At 56.9% G+C, this 18,120-nt stretch carries 18 protein-coding genes and 1 riboswitch; of the genes, 13 read left to right on the top strand and 5 right to left on the bottom strand.

Translation table 11 applies throughout. The features are described 5' to 3' along the window. On the bottom strand, nucleotides 1-547 hold a 547-nt coding region (locus NI21_RS0113405; RefSeq protein WP_033126709.1), incomplete at its 3' end, for a pyruvate formate lyase family protein. A gap of 117 nt (nucleotides 548-664) precedes the next feature. Next, nucleotides 665-746: riboswitch (ZMP/ZTP riboswitch) on the bottom strand. 64 nt (nucleotides 747-810) lie between these two features. After that, nucleotides 811-1,140, bottom strand: coding sequence for a hypothetical protein (locus NI21_RS0113400; RefSeq protein WP_033126708.1), 330 nt, complete (start codon nucleotides 1,138-1,140; stop codon nucleotides 811-813). A 201-nt stretch (nucleotides 1,141-1,341) separates the two neighbouring features. Here NI21_RS0113400 and moaC point away from each other — a divergent pair, with 201 nt between their 5' ends. Together moaC and NI21_RS0113390 are read left to right on the top strand one after the other, a co-directional pair. Next, entirely contained in the window at nucleotides 1,342-1,890 is a 549-nt protein-coding gene (gene moaC, locus NI21_RS0113395; protein ID WP_081958094.1) for a cyclic pyranopterin monophosphate synthase MoaC, read from the top strand. An 8-nt stretch (nucleotides 1,891-1,898) separates the two neighbouring features. Then, nucleotides 1,899-2,939 carry a molybdopterin-binding protein gene (locus NI21_RS0113390; RefSeq protein WP_033126716.1) on the top strand — a complete coding sequence of 347 codons (1,041 nt, stop codon included), beginning with the start codon at nucleotides 1,899-1,901 and terminating at the stop codon, nucleotides 2,937-2,939. Nucleotides 2,940-3,625: 686 nt separating this feature from the next. Here the strand turns inward: NI21_RS0113390 and NI21_RS0113385 are convergent. Further along, nucleotides 3,626-4,924, bottom strand: coding sequence for an MATE family efflux transporter (locus NI21_RS0113385; RefSeq protein WP_033126707.1), 1,299 nt, complete (start codon nucleotides 4,922-4,924; stop codon nucleotides 3,626-3,628). A gap of 78 nt (nucleotides 4,925-5,002) precedes the next feature. After that, nucleotides 5,003-5,584: a TetR/AcrR family transcriptional regulator gene (locus NI21_RS0113380; RefSeq protein ID WP_306465203.1), complete on the bottom strand. Its 582-nt coding sequence runs from the start codon at nucleotides 5,582-5,584 to the stop codon at nucleotides 5,003-5,005. Nucleotides 5,585-5,728: 144 nt separating this feature from the next. Between NI21_RS0113380 and NI21_RS0113375 the strand changes: the two genes are divergently transcribed. The 7 genes from NI21_RS0113375 (at nucleotide 5,729) to NI21_RS17125 (ending at nucleotide 12,150) form a co-directional block, all read left to right on the top strand. Beyond that, on the top strand, nucleotides 5,729-6,799 hold the full coding sequence (locus NI21_RS0113375; protein WP_242842870.1) for an XdhC/CoxI family protein: 1,071 nt from the start codon (nucleotides 5,729-5,731) through the stop codon (nucleotides 6,797-6,799). Beyond that, nucleotides 6,796-7,548, top strand: a complete 753-nt coding sequence (gene yqeC, locus NI21_RS0113370; RefSeq protein ID WP_052084114.1) for a selenium cofactor biosynthesis protein YqeC — start codon at nucleotides 6,796-6,798, stop codon at nucleotides 7,546-7,548. Before NI21_RS0113375 ends, yqeC begins: the two co-directional genes overlap by 4 nt. Next, nucleotides 7,545-8,927, top strand: coding sequence for a selenium-dependent molybdenum cofactor biosynthesis protein YqeB (yqeB, locus tag NI21_RS0113365; protein WP_033126706.1), 1,383 nt, complete (start codon nucleotides 7,545-7,547; stop codon nucleotides 8,925-8,927). Before yqeC ends, yqeB begins: the two co-directional genes overlap by 4 nt. 145 nt (nucleotides 8,928-9,072) lie before the next feature. Next, on the top strand, nucleotides 9,073-9,942 hold the full coding sequence (modA, locus tag NI21_RS0113360) for a molybdate ABC transporter substrate-binding protein (RefSeq protein ID WP_369792835.1): 870 nt from the start codon (nucleotides 9,073-9,075) through the stop codon (nucleotides 9,940-9,942). Nucleotides 9,943-9,963: 21 nt separating this feature from the next. Continuing rightward, nucleotides 9,964-10,647 carry a molybdate ABC transporter permease subunit gene (modB, locus tag NI21_RS0113355; RefSeq protein ID WP_033126704.1) on the top strand — a complete coding sequence of 228 codons (684 nt, stop codon included), beginning with the start codon at nucleotides 9,964-9,966 and terminating at the stop codon, nucleotides 10,645-10,647. A 2-nt stretch (nucleotides 10,648-10,649) separates the two neighbouring features. Then, nucleotides 10,650-11,693: a sulfate/molybdate ABC transporter ATP-binding protein gene (locus NI21_RS0113350; protein ID WP_138304221.1), complete on the top strand. Its 1,044-nt coding sequence runs from the start codon at nucleotides 10,650-10,652 to the stop codon at nucleotides 11,691-11,693. A gap of 46 nt (nucleotides 11,694-11,739) precedes the next feature. Then, the gene (locus NI21_RS17125) at nucleotides 11,740-12,150 is read left to right on the top strand and encodes a winged helix-turn-helix domain-containing protein (RefSeq protein WP_242842869.1); all 411 of its coding nucleotides are present in this window, start codon (nucleotides 11,740-11,742) and stop codon (nucleotides 12,148-12,150) included. Nucleotides 12,151-12,239: 89 nt separating this feature from the next. On the opposite strand, the gene NI21_RS0113340 is transcribed toward NI21_RS17125, so the two are convergent. After that, a complete protein-coding gene (locus tag NI21_RS0113340) occupies nucleotides 12,240-13,499 on the bottom strand; it encodes a putative ABC transporter permease (protein ID WP_033126702.1) in 1,260 nt (419 codons plus the stop codon). Between the two features lie 439 nt (nucleotides 13,500-13,938). Between NI21_RS0113340 and NI21_RS0113335 the strand changes: the two genes are divergently transcribed. Genes NI21_RS0113335 through proC form a run of 4 tightly spaced genes read left to right on the top strand, consistent with a single transcriptional unit; the run spans nucleotide 13,939 to nucleotide 17,934 of the window. Further along, nucleotides 13,939-15,078 (top strand): PucR family transcriptional regulator ligand-binding domain-containing protein, encoded by a 1,140-nt coding sequence (locus NI21_RS0113335; RefSeq protein ID WP_033126701.1) that lies wholly within the window; start codon nucleotides 13,939-13,941, stop codon nucleotides 15,076-15,078. Nucleotides 15,079-15,118: 40 nt separating this feature from the next. Next, nucleotides 15,119-15,844, top strand: a complete 726-nt coding sequence (locus tag NI21_RS0113330) for an L-2-amino-thiazoline-4-carboxylic acid hydrolase (protein WP_033126711.1) — start codon at nucleotides 15,119-15,121, stop codon at nucleotides 15,842-15,844. Next, nucleotides 15,841-17,109 (top strand): amidohydrolase, encoded by a 1,269-nt coding sequence (locus tag NI21_RS0113325; RefSeq protein WP_052084113.1) that lies wholly within the window; start codon nucleotides 15,841-15,843, stop codon nucleotides 17,107-17,109. Before NI21_RS0113330 ends, NI21_RS0113325 begins: the two co-directional genes overlap by 4 nt. Nucleotides 17,110-17,136: 27 nt before the next feature. Beyond that, nucleotides 17,137-17,934 carry a pyrroline-5-carboxylate reductase gene (proC, locus tag NI21_RS0113320; protein WP_033126700.1) on the top strand — a complete coding sequence of 266 codons (798 nt, stop codon included), beginning with the start codon at nucleotides 17,137-17,139 and terminating at the stop codon, nucleotides 17,932-17,934. Nucleotides 17,935-18,120: the final 186 nt, after the last annotated feature.

The raw sequence follows: 18,120 nt of genomic DNA, 5'->3' as shown, positions 1-18,120 counted from the left end.
CCCGCCGGTAGTCTCCCACAATGCGGCCTCTGCCGTAGGTGTCCGGCAGGCCGGTGATGATCTTGCTGTGGCGGGCCTTCTTGATCTCCGGTGTGTAGGTGTCAAACACGCCTTGGTTGTGGGTGGTGTGGTACTCGCTGAAAAATTTGTGGAGCACAGGGTCCGGGGTATAGCCGTAGGTAGTACAGGCCTCCTCTGCCATGCGGATGCCGCCAAAGGGCATGAAAGCCCGCTTCAGGGGCTTGTCCGTCTGCAGACCCACTACCTTTTCCTGGTCCTTCAAGGTCTGGCTTATATAGCCCGGCCCGTGGGAGGTGATGGTGGAGACGATATCTGTGTCCATGTCCAGGACGCCACCCTTTGCCCGCTCCTCCTTCTGGAGCCTTTGCAGCTCATCCCAGAGAAGCCGGGTGGAGTCTGCCGGCCCCTCCAGGAAAGAGGCGTCCCCCTCGTAGGGCGTATAGTTGTGCTGGATGAAATCACGCACATTGATTTCTTCTCTCCAGAGCCTTCCCTCAAAGCCATTCCATTGTGTTTGCTGCATCATATGATTTTCCTCCTTCATACGCTGCCCGAAATCCGCTGCGTTGCCGGATGCCCGCTTGTGCAGGCACGGCGGGCCCCCTCCGGCGTATCGCACAAAAAAACGACCCTCCGGGCATATGTTTTATGCCCAGACGGTCGGCTCTTTTCATTCCCTATACTTCATGTGGTCCATTCCACTTCCGTCAGTCGTATAAGTACTTTCTAATATAGCATTTCCCAAAGAAATGTCAAGTAAAAAAAATCTGCCTGCTGTATACAGAACGTCTACTGCATGTCCTCCTGCACCTGGCAGATCTGCTTCTTAAGCCCCGCCGCGGCCTGGTCGGAGAGGCCGGCGAGAAGAGTCTGCATATTGGCGCGGATCTTCTCCGGGTCATAGGGGACCTCCAGGGCAAAATCACTGTAGGCGCGGATTTTCTGGAAGTAGAAGGATGTCTCCTTTTCCTCCTTTGCGTCCCGGGACATCTGGTACATGGTCACGCAGTCAGTGGCGTCCACATCGGTGCACTCGCTGCAGATCCATTTTCCAAGGAAATAGTATTTTCCGTCTGCCTGGTAGATAAATCCGGGCAGGGTAAGAAGTGTCTCAAGCATGGTTTTATTCCTCCTCTTTTTGAGAGTCCTGCGGCGCAGGACGGGCTGTATTTCTGTATTCAGTATAGCACAAAGAGGTAGGCACATACATGGAAACTTGTTATTTTTCTCCTCTGCCTATATAATGGGGATATCAAGGTTTCCAAAGCCTGCAGTATGCGGGCGGTTTGAGGGGCCTGTGACCAGGAAGGAGGACATGGGATGGAGCTAAGTCATTTCGAGGAGAGCGGACGGGCTGTCATGGTGGATGTGACAGAGAAGAAGGATACGGAAAGGGAGGCCGAGGCCACGGGGACGATCCTGGTGAACCGGCAGGTGTTTGACGCCATAAAGGCGGGCACGGTCGGCAAGGGGGACGTGCTGGCAGTGGCCCAGACAGCCGGGATCATGGGGGTCAAGCGGACCTTTGAGCTGATTCCCATGTGCCACATCCTTCCCATTACCGGGTGCCGCATTCGGTTTGACATGGACGAGGAGGCCTGTGCGGTCCACTGCACCTGCACGGTGAAGGTGACCGGGAAGACGGGGGTGGAGATGGAGGCCCTTACCGGCGTGACCACAGCCCTTCTCACCATCTATGACATGTGCAAGGCTCTGGATAAGAGTATGGAGATCACGGAGGTTTACCTGGTTCACAAGACAGGGGGCAAGAGCGGAGAGATACGCAACGAAAAGGCCAAAGCCCCGCAGCGTGCAGGGCAGACAGAATACAGAGAGCAGACAGGAAAGGGACTGAAGACATGGGATTAGAAAAGGGAATGAAGCTGATACGGACAGAGGACGCAGTGGGAACCGTGCTCTGCCACGATATCACACAGATCATACCGGGGCAGGTGAAAGGCCCGGTGTTCCGGAAAGGACATGTTGTCCGGGAGGAGGATATTCCGGTCCTTCTCTCTGTGGGCAAGGAGAACCTCTATGTGTGGGAGAAGCAGGAGGGGATGCTCCACGAAAATGAGGGGGCTGAAATCCTGCGCCAGGTCTGTCAGGGAGAGCATATGAGCCCCTCAGACGTGAAGGAGGGAAAGATTGAGCTGACAGCGGACACGGACGGGCTTTTGAAGGTAGACAGGGAAAAGCTTGACCAGGTCAACGGCCTGGGCCAGTTCGTCATCGCCTCCCGCCACGGAAATTTTCCGGTGAAAAAGGGGGACAAGATTGCCGGCATGCGGGTGGTGCCCCTTGTCATTGAGGAGGAGAAGATGGAGAGGGTAAAGGAAATCTGCGGCCAGGAGAGCATTTTTTCCCTCCTTCCCTTCCGAAAGATGAAGGCTGGCATTGTGACCACGGGAAGCGAGGTCTATCACGGCCGGATCAAGGACCAGTTCACTCCTGTGGTGAAGGAGAAGCTTCTGGAGTACGGCATGGAGGTGCCGGGAAATATCCTCTGCAGCGACGACGCCTCCATGGTGGAGGATGCCATCAGGGAGTGGATCGGAAAAGGCATGGACCTGGTGGTGTGCACAGGAGGCATGAGCGTGGACCCGGACGACAGGACACCCCTTGCCATACGAAATGCCTCAGATGAAGTCATCACCTACGGTGCGCCTGTCCTGCCCGGCGCCATGTTCATGCTTGGATATAAAAAGCGGGCGGAAGGCAAGGATATTCCGGACATTCCGGTGCTGGGACTGCCCGGCTGTGTCATGTACGCGAAGCGGACCATCTTTGACCTGGTGCTTCCAAGGATCGCGGCCGGAGAGCGGCTGAGCCTGGAGGATTTCACAGGGATGGGAGAGGGCGGACTGTGCCTGTCCTGCCCGGTGTGCACATTTCCGAACTGTGGGTTTGGGAAATAGAAATGGAAAAGAAACGGTTGCCTGGCTTACCCTCTGATCCAGTTGTTGATTTTCATTGTTGCTCTTGTTGGTCTCTGTTATGAGATTTTCAGGGGAAAGAAATAGCCGCCACTACTGCAATAGTGACGGCTTGCCGCTTTTAGCGGTATAGCTTCATTGTTGAGGGGAAGCCGCTTTCAATTTCTTTTTTATGTTTACAATATAGCATATCCGTACCGAATATTCAAGAAAAATAAGTAGTAGTTCCACAAACATAATTTTGGAAAGTATATTGATAAGAAGATAGAATTATGTTATCTTATAGAAGGAACAACTGTGTTACAGGGTGGCTGACCTCTATTCTACATAGAATGGGGGTGATGCTGATGGACAAAAAACCGTTTGACTTTAAAGATCTGATGGCTTTTGGAATGTTCATTCTGGCATTGCTGACATTCGTATTTATGTTTGTCAAGTAGTGTTTTAGCCAGTAGAAAACCACCCTTAAAACTTTGACCGGTTGCAGGGTGGTAATCTAAAGCTCTGTTATAAGGTCAACCACTTTGGCGGTTGTTCCTTTTTACATGTTTACTATAACATATCTGATAAAAATCTGCAATGACGCAAGAAGATTTCAACCGTTTTTAGCAGGGGGGCTACCAGTGCCTTTTCTCCACCTCCATGTGTACAGTTTTCTGGGCGTGAAGCTATCGCAGGGCTGCAAAGGCGGAGGCGGCTGCCGCAATCACGTGGCTCATAAGGACTGCGGTCCAGATGCCCTCAAGCCCAAAGCCCAGGTGTGAGAGGAGCCAGGCCAGCGGCATACGCACGACCAGATAGTAGAGGACCATACACAGCAGACTCTGGGAGGGCCTGCCCATGCCGTTCAGGCTTCCGAGGAAGCAGTTGGTGAGGGTGTTTAAGAGGTAGCCGGCCCCCACGATCCTGAAATACACGGCCACGATTTCTGCAGCCTGCAGGCTGTCCACAAAGAGCAGGGCAAGAGGCCTTGCAAATACAGTCACCAGGGCGGACAGCACCAGAAGGAGGGCTGTGCCGGAGAGAAGGGATGTCTTCATGTAGTCCCGTGCCCGGTCGTATCTTTTTGCCCCGGTGCATTGGCCGACGATGCTTGTGAGTGCCATGTTGAAGGCCATGGCCGGGTAGAACAGGATGGTCTCCAGCTTCCCTGTGATCCCGTAGGCGGCCAGGGCGGAAATGCCGTAGCCGGTGACAAGGGAAGTGAGAAAGCTGGTGCTGATGGCCGGAATGCTCTGCTGGAAGGCAGAGGGAACGCCCTTTGCGATAAAGGGCAAAAGCAGGCTTTTGTCAAACTGCCGCAGCCGGAGATGGAAGAATTTCTTCCTCGCAAGATAGGCAAGCATGAAGACAAGGCAGAGCGCCTGGGACAGGACCGTGGCCACGGCCGCTCCCCGGAAGCCCATCAGATGGATGAAGACAGGGTCCAGGACCGCGTTGAGGACTGTGCAGATCAGGATGGCAACGACCTGGAAGACACTGTTGCCAAAGCTGCGGAGCACGGCGGTGAAGTAGCAGTACAGGAAGACGGCCAGATAGCCGGACAGGTAGATGGCCAGATACTGCCAGGCCATGGGCATGAGCTCATCCGGTGTGCCAAGAAGGCCCAGGATGGGACGAAGGAGAAGCTCCAGCAGCAGGGTGAGGCCCAGGGAGAAGACGATGGCGGCGAGAAGAGAGGTGGTGATCATCTTTTCCGCCGTCTCTTTTTTTCCTGCCCCCACAGCCTGGGACAGAAGGATGGATACGCCGTTTGAGGCGCCCATGGCGATGGAGCTGAGGATCAGGATGACAGGGGTCGCGTTTGTCAGGGCGGCGTAGGCGCGTTCTCCCAGCAGGTTGCCGATCCAGAGGCTATCCACAAGGTTGTAGGCCATATTGAGAAACATGGCTGCCATGAGAGGCAGCGCCATGGCGGCCAGGCATTTTTTGGTGTCTCCGCTGATGAAGTCAAGTTTTAGGTTCATTGTTCATTCCTCCTTAATGAGTGAATATCATTCACTTGTGTTTTATAAAAAAACTGCCTGAGGCAGTTCTTTTTGTGTTTAAGCCTGAAAATGCCGGATCAGCTCCAAGAGGAAGCTGTGGATCCGCTCCGTCCGCTCACTGGCGGGGATGTTCTGGTCCAGCAGGATTCCCAGCTGACCGTACACGCAGAAGGAGGCGGCGGTGTCAGGATCTTTTATCTGGAGTTCTCCCCCCTCGCCGGCCCGGGCCAGGAGCCGGGCTACCACTGGCTGGAGCTTTGCGCAGATTTTCAGGGCGAGCTGGTTGTGAAATTTTGCATTGCCCTCCTGGTGGCAGAGCTTCTGGGCGTAGCTGTCGTCCAGCTCTACCTCCGGGAAGGAGGGCATGCTCTCGATGAGCTGCGCAAGGGGCAGGTTCAGGTTGGTGGCAGCCAGGAGCCGGTCCACCTGGCGCTGGGCGTACTGGTCAAGGGCCGTGTCGAAGAGCTCCTCCTTGGAGGAGAAATACCGGTAGCAGAGTCCCTGGGCCACGTGCATTTCCCGGGCGATGTCCGCGATGGTTGTCTTTTCGTACCCCTTCTCATAGAACACCTTCATGGAAGTGTCGATGATCTCCTGCCTGCGCTCCTTGGGGTCTTTCGTGATCCGCGTCATGGTCATCCCTTCTTTCCTTATCTGTGGATTACCATACCACAGGGAAACAGATTTGTCAATGAATATTGTTCATTCACAAAGAGAGAAGCATGAATGCAGGGAGGGCGCTTTGTGAGGTAAGCCTTGATTTTAGGCGGGAGACATACTAAGATGAAAAAGAATAAAAGGAAGGAGCGCAGGATGGGACAGGAAATGAAAGGAAGAGAGTTTTACCAGGCAATCAAAGAGAGGCGGGCAGCAGGGACGCCTGAGCTGACGGCAGCCACCATCCTGGACGGGCCCCGGGCCGGCGGAAAATTCCTCCTTAGGGGGGAAAAGGAAGCGTGGGCGTTCGGGGAGAGCTACGCAGGGACAGGCGTGTTCATGGAGCGGCTGGGGGGCAGCCCTGGGCTTTTCGTCTTCGGCGCGGGCCATGTATCCATGCCCATCATAAAAATCGGGAAAATGCTCCGTTTTTCTGTGACCGTGCTGGAGGATCGGCCCAAATTCGCGGACCAGGCCAGGCGGGCAGGGGCGGACCGGGTGATCTGCGAGCCCTTCTCCCAGGGACTTGCCCAGGCCGAGCTGGGGCCGGATACCTATGCAGTGATCGTGACGAGAGGACACCGGTACGATGAGGACTGCCTTTACGGCATCCTGTCCCGGGAGCGGGAGCTGGGGACGGCCTGCGCCTATGTGGGGATGATGGGCAGCAGGCGGAGGACCGCCATGGTACGGGAGCGGATGAGAGAGCTGGGGATTTCAGAGGAGGAGATCCGGCGCCTTCACGCCCCCATCGGGCTTGCCATAGGGGCGGAGACGCCGGAGGAGATTGCCGTCTCCATTTTTGCCCAGATCATCCAGATAAAAAATGAAAAAGAGCAAACAGAAGGGTATCCCGAAGAACTGCTGGAGGCTATCCAGGAGAGCTACGACAGCGGCCACGACAGGAACGGGAGCGGACGGAGGGCTGTCCTTGCCACCATCATATCCAGGCAGGGCTCTGCGCCCCGCGGCGTGGGAACCAAGATGCTCATACGGGAGGATGGGACTGCCCTTGGCACCATCGGCGGAGGCTGCGCGGAGAGCAGGGTCATGCAGAAGGCCCTCCAGATGCTGAGGCTCCCGGAAAGCCCCCGGTTCCTTGTCACCGGAGTGGACATGACGGCTCAGGAGGCGGAGGAAGAGGGGATGGTCTGCGGAGGCCGTATCCAGGTCATGCTGGAGGTGACAGGAGATTGATCTTAAAGAAAGAAGAGAGCTCTTACAGAGCATTTCCCTCTATTATAGAAGCACTGGGACTGGAGGATCGAAGGGATGTGCGGCTCTGCGCGGCGGGGGCCGGAGGGAAGACCACCCTGCTGAAGCGGCTTGCGGCGGAGTACAAAGAGCGGGGCATCCCGGTGGCGGTGACTACCACCACCCGCATGTACGCGGAGGAGGAGCCCCGGTTCCTGCTGGAGCCCTCCCCGGTGAAAATGGGGGAGATTCTGGAGCGGGAGGGTGTGGTCTTTCTGGGTAGAAAAGACAGGGACGGCAAGATGAAAGCCCCGGAGAAGGAGTGGATGAAGGACATCCTGGCTCTGCCCTTCCCGGTTCTTGTGGAGGCCGATGGCTCCCGGAGGCTGCCCTTGAAGGCGCCGGGGGAGAGGGAGCCTGTCTTCCCGGAGGAGACGACCCATGTGGTGTATGTATACGGCATGGGCGCCCTGGGGCGCAGCCTGGGGGAGGTCTGCTTCCGCCCTGAGAGGGCGGCGGCCATCCTGGGACGGTCTGTAGAGGGCTTGGTGAGAGAGGAGGACATCGCCCTCCTGGCCGGCCATCCCCTGGGGGGAAGAAAGGGCGTCCGGGAGGCATGGCATTTTACTGTGGCGCTTACCCAGGCGGACCTGCCGGGCGGGCTGGAGGCGGCCCGGCGGATCAGCCGGATGACAGAGACGGAAGTACTGATTTTAGGACAAATGAAGGAGAATGGAGACAGGAGAGCATGAAGATACTGATCAGGGGCGCGGGAGATCTGGCAACCGGCATTGCCGCCAGGCTGTACCGCTGCGGACATGAGATCCTTATGACAGAGACAGAAGAGCCGATGACCGTGAGGCGGACAGTGGCCTTTTCCAGAGCCGTCTATGAGGGGCGGGCACAGGTGGAGGACATAGAGGCGGTTCTTGCGGGCAATATGGCAGAGGCCAGGCAGATACTGAGCGAGGGAAATATCTCGGTGCTGGTGGATGCGAGGGCCGCCGTACGGGAGGCCTTCCGGCCGGATGTACTCATCGACGCTATCATCGCCAAGAAGAATCTGGGCACGGCAATCACCGACGCGCCTCTTGTCATCGGCACTGGCCCCGGATTTACAGCGGGAGTTGACTGCCACTGCGTCATCGAGACAAAGCGGGGCCACACTCTTGGCAGACTTATCTGGGAGGGGACAGCCATTCCCAACACAGGGGTGCCCGGCAACGTGGGAGGCTACACCATAGAGCGGCTTCTGCGGGCCGCCGGGGACGGGCGGATCCGGCCCACAGTGTCCATCGGCAGCAGGGTGGAGAAGGGGCAGATCACCGCCTACACAGGGGGCGTGCCGGTCTATGCGGCCATGTCCGGCATTGTGCGGGGCATGCTCCAGGAGGGGGCTATGGTGAAAAAGGGCATGAAGATCGGGGACATTGACGCCCGGTGTGAGCTCTCCCACTGCTACACCATCTCCGACAAGGCGCTGGCCGTGGGGGGAGCCGCCCTGGAGGCAGTGGAGCTGTACGGGAGGATGAAGGGAAAATACGGCCTTGTCATTCTGGCAGCAGGCCGGGGCCTTCGCTTTGGCGGGGACAAGCTGTCCTGCCTTGTCCATGACAAGCCGGTCTACCAGTACATGCTGGACAAGGCGGCTGCCTTTTCCGGGGTGGAGAAACTGATTGTCACCGGAAATGAGAGGATTATGGAGGCGGCCCGGCAGATGGGGGTGACGCCGGTGGAGAACCGGGAGCCGGAGCAGGGGATTTCCTGGTCCCTGAAGCTGGGGCTTCGGGCTATGCTGGAGAAAAGGCCAGGGGTGGAGGGCGTCCTGTTCTGCGTCTGCGACCAGCCCGGCCTCCAGGCGGCCACTATCCAGAAGATCTGGAACCGGGCGGCCGTCAGGAGAGGAAGGATCATCTGCGCCGGCCATGAGGGAAGGCCGGGCAATCCGGTGCTGTGGCCGAGAGCATTTTTCCCGGAGCTTATGGCCCTGGAGGGGGACGTGGGGGGCCGGGCCGTGATGGCCCGGCACCCGGACAGGATCGACATTGTGGAGTCCAGGGAGACAGAGCTGCGGGACATAGACCGGAAGGAAGACATGGAGGAAGTGTGGGAGAGAAGATGGGGGATCTGAGGAGATGCCAGGCGCTGCCCGGGGAAGTAGTTCTTTTTCCGGGCAGCTTTTTTGTCAAAGCGAGTTGTTTTTAAAAATAACTTGATGTATACTGGGAGTGCTTAAAATGAAAGTGACAGGATGAAACATAAAGACAGGAAGGAATATGAAAATGAAAAGAGACAAGATCAGCTGCCTGCTGGCAGTATCCATGAGCGTGTGCCTGCTGGCAGCGGGATTGGCAGGATGTTCTTCTTCCGGGGGAGACAGCGCAGACCGGACAGAGCAGGAGAACGCGGCAAAGGACGGCGCGTCACAGGAGAGCGGGGAAGAGACAGAAATCCTTGTGGCGGCGGCAGCCAGTCTGGAGTACGCCTGCGAGGAGGAGCTGATCCCCATGTTTGAGGAGCAAAATCCGGGTGTGACTGTGAAGGGAACCTATGACAGCTCAGGTAAGCTGCAGACGCAGATCGAGGAGGGGCTGGAGGCGGACGTGTTCATGTCAGCGGCCACCCAGCAGATGGACGCCCTCACAGAGGAAGGCTTCATTGACGGGGACAGCGTGAAGGATCTTCTGGAGAACCAGATTGTGCTCATCACATCTGCGGACAATGAGCTGGGCCTGGCGGAATTTACGGATATCACAAAGGCGGACACCATCGCCATCGGCGACCCGGCCAGCGTTCCCGCAGGACAGTATGCCCGGGAGGCCCTCACCAATCTGGGGATCTGGGACGAGGTGCTGGCAAAATCCAGCCTCGGGACAAATGTGACAGAGGTGCTGAACTGGGTGGCAGAGGGAAGCGCCCAGGCGGGCATCGTCTATGCCACGGACGCGGCCACCACAGACAAGGTAAGGGTGATCGCCCAGGCGCCTGCGGGAAGTCTGGCGGAGCCGGCTATCTATCCGGCGGGACTTGTGGCGTCATCCGCACATCAGGAGGAGGCCCGGGCATTTCTTGATTTCCTGCAGAGCGACGAGGCCATGGCTGTGTTTGCGGAGTATGGATTTACCAGCCATGAGGACGGCCAGTAGCAGTGAAAGGAGGAGGAGAAGGTGGATCTTTCGCCTATTCTGATATCGGCAAAGACAGCGGCAGTTTCTATTGTCTTTACATTTTTTCTTGGAACAGGGGCGGCATTTTTTGTCTATCGGATGCGCCATGAGCGATGGAAAATACTGTGGGACGGTCTTTTGACCCTCCCCCTGGTCCTGCCTCCCACGGTGGCGGGATTTTTCCTCCTCTACATCTTCGGAGTCAGGAGGCCGGTGGGCGCCTTTTTCCTGGAATATTTCGGGGTGAAGATCGCGTTTTCCTGGGGGGCTACGGTGCTGGCGGCAGTGGCCATTTCCTTCCCTCTCATGTACCGGTCGGCCAGAGGCGCGTTTGAGCAGGTGGACCGAAATCTCATGGACGCGGGGAGGACGCTTGGCATGTCGGAGTGGCAGATTTTCCACAGAGTCCTCATGCCAGGGGCTGTCCAGGGGCTTCTGTCCGGGGGGATTCTGGCGTTTGCCAGGGGATTGGGAGAGTTTGGCGCCACGGCCATGATCGCCGGGAATATTGAGGGGCGGACGAGAACTCTTCCCCTGGCCGTCTACTCCGATGTGGCGGCGGGAAACATGGAGTCAGCGGGCCGATATGTGCTGATTCTGGTGCTCATCTCCTTTATAGTGGTCACCGGCATGGGCTATGCGACGTATGTATTTCAGAGATTTACCCGGAGGGAGAGCCGTTGAAGATGCTGAGAACTGATATTTCAAAAAAGCTGAAAAATTTTGACCTGGATCTTCGCTTTGAGGCGGAGGGCGGATGCCTGGGCATACTGGGGCCCTCCGGCTGCGGGAAGAGCATGACCCTCAAGGCTGTGGCCGGGCTTGTGCGGCCGGACCGGGGGCAGATCCGAAGGGACGATAGAGTCCTCTTTGACAGCGGCAGAGGAATCGACCTGCCGCCACAGAAAAGAAAGGTCGGGTACCTGTTCCAACATTATGCCCTGTTTCCCAATATGACGGTGGCGCAGAATATTGAGGCCGGGCTGCTGAGGAGCCGGCAGGACAGAAGCGCCCGCAGGGAGCGGGTGGAGAAGCTGATCCGAAGGTTCCGCCTGGAGGGGCTGGAAAATCAGTATCCCGCGCACATCTCGGGCGGGCAGCAGCAGCGGACCGCCCTGGCCAGGATCTTCGCGTCGGACGCAAAATGCATTCTCCTGGATGAGCCGTTTTCCGCCATGGACAGCTACCTACGGGAGGAGATGCAGATGGAGCTTGCCCGGATGATTCGGGAGTTTGAAGGCTGCATGGTTCTTGTGAGCCACGACCGGGATGAGATTTACCGCCTGTGCGGCCGGACCATGATCATGGAAAAGGGGAGAGATGTGATCTGCGATCAGACGCAGGTGCTTTTTGACCAGCCTCGGAAGCTGGCCGCGGCCAGGCTGACCGGGTGCAAGAATATTTCCCGCGTACAGAAGGCTGGGGATTTTCAGGTCTACGCCGATGACTGGAATGTCATGCTGCGCACCGGGACAAAGGTGTCCGACACAGTTACCCATGTGGGGATCCGGGCCCACGACATCCTGCCTGCGGCTAGGGGAGAGGACGTCCCCAACCGAATCCGGGTGCTCTCGGCAGAGAAGGTGTCCTCGCCTTTTGAGTGGACGCTCATCTTTCAGAACCGGGATCACCCCGGGGCGGGCATCTGGATGAAGAGCGACCGGAGCCAGCATCAGATTCCCGATGAGGTGACCGTAGACCCATCGAAGATCCTGCTTCTGGAAGAATAGTGGAATGGTGAAAAAGTAGAAAATGTGCTGACAGGGGGGAATTCATTTGAACAGAAAAGAGGCAGAACAGACAGGATATACCCATTCCGATGGAGACAGAAAAGAACAGAAAGACTGGAAGGAATTCCGCCTGCGGGTAAAGCTCCAGATTGGCACAGACGAGCCGGTTCTTGGCCCCGGAGTGGCTGAGCTTTTGGAGCTTGTCGGGGAGACCGGATCCATGAAGGAGGCCTGCGGCCGGATGGGCATGTCCTACAGCAAGGGATGGAAGATCGTGAACCGGGCCGAGAACGAGCTGGGGTACGCCCTCATCCTCCGGCACCACGGCGGCAGGAGCGGCGGCAGCTGCTCCCTCACCCCGGAGAGCATTTCCCTGGTGAGGCGCTACCGGGCTCTGGAGGAGAGAGTGAAGAAATACGCGGATACAGCGTTCCAGGAAATGTTCACTGAGCTGTGAAAAAATTAACAGGAGACGTAACACTTTTAAAAAGTATTACGTCTGAACTTACACTAACTGGTGCGCTATTGTGTATGCTGTGTGACACATTATCTCATCTCGGAGTTGGGATAGAGCTGTCTCATTGTTGCGTCGTCAAAGTGGGTGTCGATGATATGCTCCCAGCCGGAGGGGGCGGCAGGCCCGCCGTCCCGGGCGCTGTAGCGCATGAGCGCCGCGGCGGAGACCAGGATGTTGGCGGCCATAAAGACCACCAGGATCCAGGTGGCGATGTAGCCGGCTACCTTCGGGATTTTCTCGATCCACCCTGCAAAGTGGGGGTACAGCCCCTTGATCCATACAACAGCAGCAATGCCCCAGAAGAAGCAGTACAGAAGATTGATGCGGCCTCCCAGGTTGAAGGGGATATTGCTGTAGTCCCAGAAAACCTGGCCGAACACCAGCTCTGACAGGACGCTGCATATGTACTCGTAGGCTCCGCCCAGGAAGGTGCCGACGAGGAAAATATGGCGGTCCGGCTTGTCCCGGTCCTTGTACAGAAGGGCAGTGGCAAGCACGATGGCAAAGCCCCAGACCACGCTGAAGGGACCCCACACAAGGCTGCTGCGGTATATCCATGTTCCGCCTACCAGGCGGCAGTAGAGCGTCTCCGTGATGTCTCCAAGAAGAGAGCCGATGAGAAAGAGCCAGAACAGCTTGTAAAATCCGCAGCCCTCGGCAAATTTTCCCTCCCGAAGTATATCCTCCGTCTTCTCCTGGATGACCGGGTAGGCCCTGGACATCCGGCGCTCCACAAAGCGCATGAGGGGAATACGCGACTGGCTGGCCTCAAAGGTTCGCAGGCGCAGGGCCGCGGCCATGGACACCACTGTGTCCAGAAGTACATATCCCATCAGGACCCACACAATGATGGAGGTGATGGGCCCCGGTATCCGGCTGTACAGGGAGAAGAGGAGGGGATTGCCGTATTTCAGACAGATGACGCCCAGCACGCCCCACAGAACCGTGTACTGGAAACAGATATAGCCGTCAAAATTCCATTTTTTATCCGAGTAGTCCCACCATTTATGCCGGTTCAGCCGTTCCAGCGTCTTGCCTGTGATCCACTCAACAGCGGTGGCCTGTATGGCGCAGCCGACGAAGAGCAGAACAAGATTGTCTATCAGCTCCGGCAGGGTGACGGACATGAGGACGGCGCCGGCCCCGTATACGAGACAGAAGGGGCCTGTCGAAAATCCCCGGTTCATGAATTTCCTGTTTTTGATTGTTCCCACGACTGTCTCTATAATCCATCCGATAAAGGAATAGATGAGGAACAGCCAGAAGATTTCTGTAAATGTGTACTCCATAATGCTTATCCTTTGCTCTTTGCCCGGTAGAATAATCAGGGCATCTATAAAGGAGAAGATGTCCCGATACTTTCACCATCATAATATGGGGCGGAACACAGGTCAAGCGAAGTGCGAAAACTTAAGAATTTCTTTACACAAATCCCGATCCTGCCTGGTGATCCTTGTCATGACGGCAGCAGTCATAGCTGCCGGACTGCTGGTATAAAGTCTATATGGAACGAAAAAGCAGCGTGCGGTCAGCACGCTGCTTCTTTCTATAATCCAGAGATTGTGATGGAAATACAAATTCGGGGGTTTTAAATATGTTTTGTATTTCGAATACAATATATCACAGGGAAAACCCTTTGAAAATATTTTTTCAAACCATATATTCGGAAAATAATTGTGATCTGAGCACAAAAATGGTATTCTTTACTGTATAAAGGAGATTTTTTCTATGGCAGTTGAATTACAGTATTTGTACAGGGAGATCCGGCCGGAATATGAAGTGAAGCTCCACACAGACTCCTGCTATGACAGAAAGATCAGCTGGATCCACATGGTGGAGGGAAGCGAGTTTGCCCAGTTTCTTTACGGGGACGAGCTGGTCTTCAACTCCGGCCTGAATTACAGGTCAGAGGAATGGCTGAAGGAATTTCTGGCAGCCATGGACCGGGCCGGGGCCGGCGGGGTGATCATCGCGCTGGGGGAGGGAAAGCAGTTTTCCCGGGAGGCTGTCGACTGGTGCAATAAAAGAAGGCTTCCCCTCTTTTCCGCATCCTGGAAGACGCCCTACATTGACATTATGCGGAAGTTCTCGGAGATCCTGCTGAAGAATGAGCAGAGGGAGACCAACCTGGTCACGGCCATGAAAAATGCTATTTTCTATCCGGACAACGAGGAGCTCTACATGAACCATATGGAGAGAAACGGCTTTCCAAGAGACCTCTCCTACACGGTCATCATTATGAGCTGTCACGCCTACGACACAGAGAGGGGCAACCGGCTTCTGGAGGATATCCAGAGAAAGCTCCACTTTTCCATGGAGAAGACCATCTTTTACGAGGAGGAGGGGCGTCTGATCATACTGGCAGCAGGCTACCGGGGAGACTGGTTGCGGGATCAGTTCCGCAGGCTGTCCGGGGAGGATCCAAACCTCTATATCGGAGCGGGCACCACGGTAGAACGGATACAGGATATTCACCGGTCCTATGAAAATGCCTACACGGCCTACCAGCTGACGAAGACTACCATCCCGAAAAATTTTCTGGCCTACGACGAGCTGGGGATCTACAAGATCCTCACCGACGTGAAGGAGACGGCCATTTACCCGGACTTTGTCCGGGAGGTGCTGGGAAGGCTGATGGAGTATGACAGGGCGCACGGGACGGAGTATATGAGGATCCTGAAGGCCTATTTTGAAAATGACTGCAGCACAGTGCGCGCGGCAGAGGCACTGTACTGCCACAAAAATACGCTGACCTACAAGCTGAATAAGATCAAAGATGTGCTTGGATATGATATACTGAGTAATGAGAACCGGGTGAGGATCATGGTGTCTTTCTATATCCTTCAGCTGGGGACCGCAAATTTTTAGCAGATCGACTGACATGGATGAGCAGAAAGGAGACAGAGTGATGACAAAGGAAACAGTATGCTTACGGATCGAGCACCACGCGGTGCTGTTTGCGCTTCTGGCAAGACAGGCGGTGGAGCTGTGCGGGGAAAAGGGAAAGGAGTCCATCCTGCGGGGCATGACCGTGTACGGAAAGGAGAGGGGCCGGCGGATGGCCTGCAATGCCCGCAAAAGAGGGGATGAGATCAACACGATGACCAATCAGGCCTACGGCGAGTGGAAGCCGGACTTTGACGGGCAGATGGAGTTCGGGCAGATCCACACCCAGCCCACCCTGCAGACCTATATTGCAAAATGCGCCTGGTGTGATGCCTGGGAAAAGCACGGCCTCACTGAGTACGGAAGGCTCTACTGTGTCAATGTGGACAACGCGGTGTACCAGGGCTATCAGGACAAATATGTCTGTACCCAGGTGACGGAGCCCATGAGCTGGGGCGGCCCGCGCTGTGAGTTCGACTGGGGATGCCCTCTGACGCCTGAGGAGAACGAGGCCCTGGCTGCGAAGAAAAAGGAGCTGGGAGCCTCCTGTATGAAGGATTTTACCTTCCACACGGCTCATCTCAGAGCCACCATCAGCCGAATCCTCATCGAGGATCTGGGAGATGACGGGCAGAGAGCTGTGGACAGGGCGCTGGCGGAATTTGCGGAGCTGTTCGGGCAGGAGTGTCTGGATGTGCTGGACACAGTTCCCGAGGAGGAGATTTACCCGAAGGAGGCATTTGTATGAGCGGCAGGGAGAAGGAAAATCTGATCGCAGACTGGCTGGAGGAACACAAGGAGGAGGTAGTCCGGACAGCGGACTACATTTTCCGGCATCCGGAGACAGCTTACAAAGAGGAGCTCTCCAGCGCATATCTGGCTTCCTTTCTGGAGGAAAATGGCTTCCGGGTGGAGAAGAAGACTGCCGGGATCGACACGGCATTTACCGCCGTGTGGGGAGAGGGGCGGCCTGTCATCGGCTTTCTGGCCGAGTACGACGCACTGCCGGAGCTGGGGCACGCCTGCGGCCACAATCTGCTGGGTACAGGAGCGGCGGCAGCGGCCTGCGCCCTGAAGGCGTACATGGAGAAGGTGGGGGTGGCCGGGATCTTGCGGGTCTACGGCTGTCCCGCGGAGGAGATCATGTCCGGAAAGATCGTCATGAATAAGGCGGGAGTCTTTGATGACCTGGACATTGCGGTGACCTGGCATCCCTTTGACAGAAACCGGGTCAGCAACGACATATGGCAGGCGCAGGATATAAAAAATTATACCTTCCACGGAGTCAGCGCCCACGCCTCCCGTTCCCCGGAGGAGGGGCGGAGCGCCCTGGACGCGGCGGAGCTTATGAATGTGGGCGTCAACTATCTGCGGGAGCATGTGCCCACGGACGTGCGCATGCATTACGCCTACAAAGACAACGGACAGCCCGCCAACGTGGTGCCGGATCTGGCGAAGACCAACTATTTTATCCGCTCCAGCCTGCGGGCGAGAACGGAGGACGCTTCCAGGAGAGTGGACGACTGCGCCAGGGGAGCAGCCCTCATGACGGGCACCACGGTGGAGATCGAGCTGGTGGCAAGCTGCCGGGAGATGAAGATCGACCGTGAGCTGACAGAGCTCTACTACGAGGCCATGACAAAGATCCCCACCCCGCAGTATACGGAGGAGGAGCTGGACTTTGCCGCCAGGATCACAGAGGAGGCGGGTCTGGACAATGGGGGCGAGTATTTCCGGGGACTGGAGCCTCTGGAGGATGAGCCGGTGCCCATCTCCATCGGGACGGACGCGGCGGAGGTGAGCCACACGGTGCCCCTCATTACCCTCAGCGCGGCCACCATGTGCAGGGGGACGCCCCTCCATCACTGGGCGGCGGCCCGACAGGCGGGCATGAGCATTGGCCAGAAGGGCATGCTGTACGCGGCCCGCTGCATGGCGGAGGGGACGAAGCTGTGGATGGAGCGCCACAGACCTGACCCGGCGGACAAAGGGATTGACAAAAAAGCAGATTGAGAAACAAGGGAAAAAGGAGGAAGAAAAATGATCACAAAGAAGATTGGCTGGATCGGATGCGGTAATATGGGAGGAGCCATCCTCCACGGAGCGCTGGAGAGCGGCGTTATCTCAAAGGACGATGCCATTGTCTACGACATCAAAGAGGAGATGATGGATAAGGCGAAGGGCTGGGGAGCGGCTCTTGGAGAGAGCGATGCGGATGTGTGCGGAAAATGCGACATTGTGCTGCTGGCCGTGAAGCCTCAGCAGGCGAAGGAGGCGCTGGCTCAGTGCGGGGAGGCCCTGGACGGGAAAGCTCTTATCTCCATCGTGGCAGGCGTCACAGTGGAGAGGCTTCGGGGAATGATCAGTGGAAACGCCCGGATCCTGCGCGTCATGCCAAACACGCCGGCCATGGTATTTGAGGGGGCCTTTGCCCTCTGCGCGGACAATGACCTTGCCAGCGAAGAGATGGCTGCGGCGGAGGAGCTCTTCCGGTCCATCGGCGTGGTGGAGAAGGTGCCGGAAACTCTCATCGACGCGGTCTGCGGCCTGAGCGGCGGCGGCCCGGCCTATGTGGCCATGTTCATCGAGGCCATGGCGGACGGCGGCGTGAAGCAGGGACTGCCCCGCGCCACAGCCTACCGGCTGGCGGCCCAGACCTGCCTTGGAACGGCAAAGATGATTCTGGACATGGACATCCATCCGGGCCAGCTCAAGGATATGGTCACCTCCCCGGGAGGCACCACCATCGAGGGCTGCGAGGCGCTGGAAAAGGGCGGCATGAGAGGTACGGTCATAGAGTGCATCAACGTGGCCACGGAGAAGTCCAAACAGCTGTAGAGGGCAGAGCGGCACAGGACCGGCGACGCGTCCAGAGTGTCCACCATTACAAACGCGGTGTACTGGGGATATCACGCAGCGCTGGATATCTAAAATAAAAAGTCTGCAAATAAAAAGTCAAGCAGAAATTAATGAACTTTGAAAATTTTATACAGGTTGAAAAAAGAGTATCACAACAAGACCACC

Source organism: Eubacterium sp. ER2, assembly GCF_000765215.1.
In the GTDB taxonomy this organism is placed as follows: domain Bacteria; phylum Bacillota; class Clostridia; order Lachnospirales; family Lachnospiraceae; genus Claveliimonas; species Claveliimonas intestinigallinarum.
The sequence above is the reverse complement of the archived record's forward strand: the minus strand, read 5'-3'. Positions and strand labels throughout refer to the sequence as shown.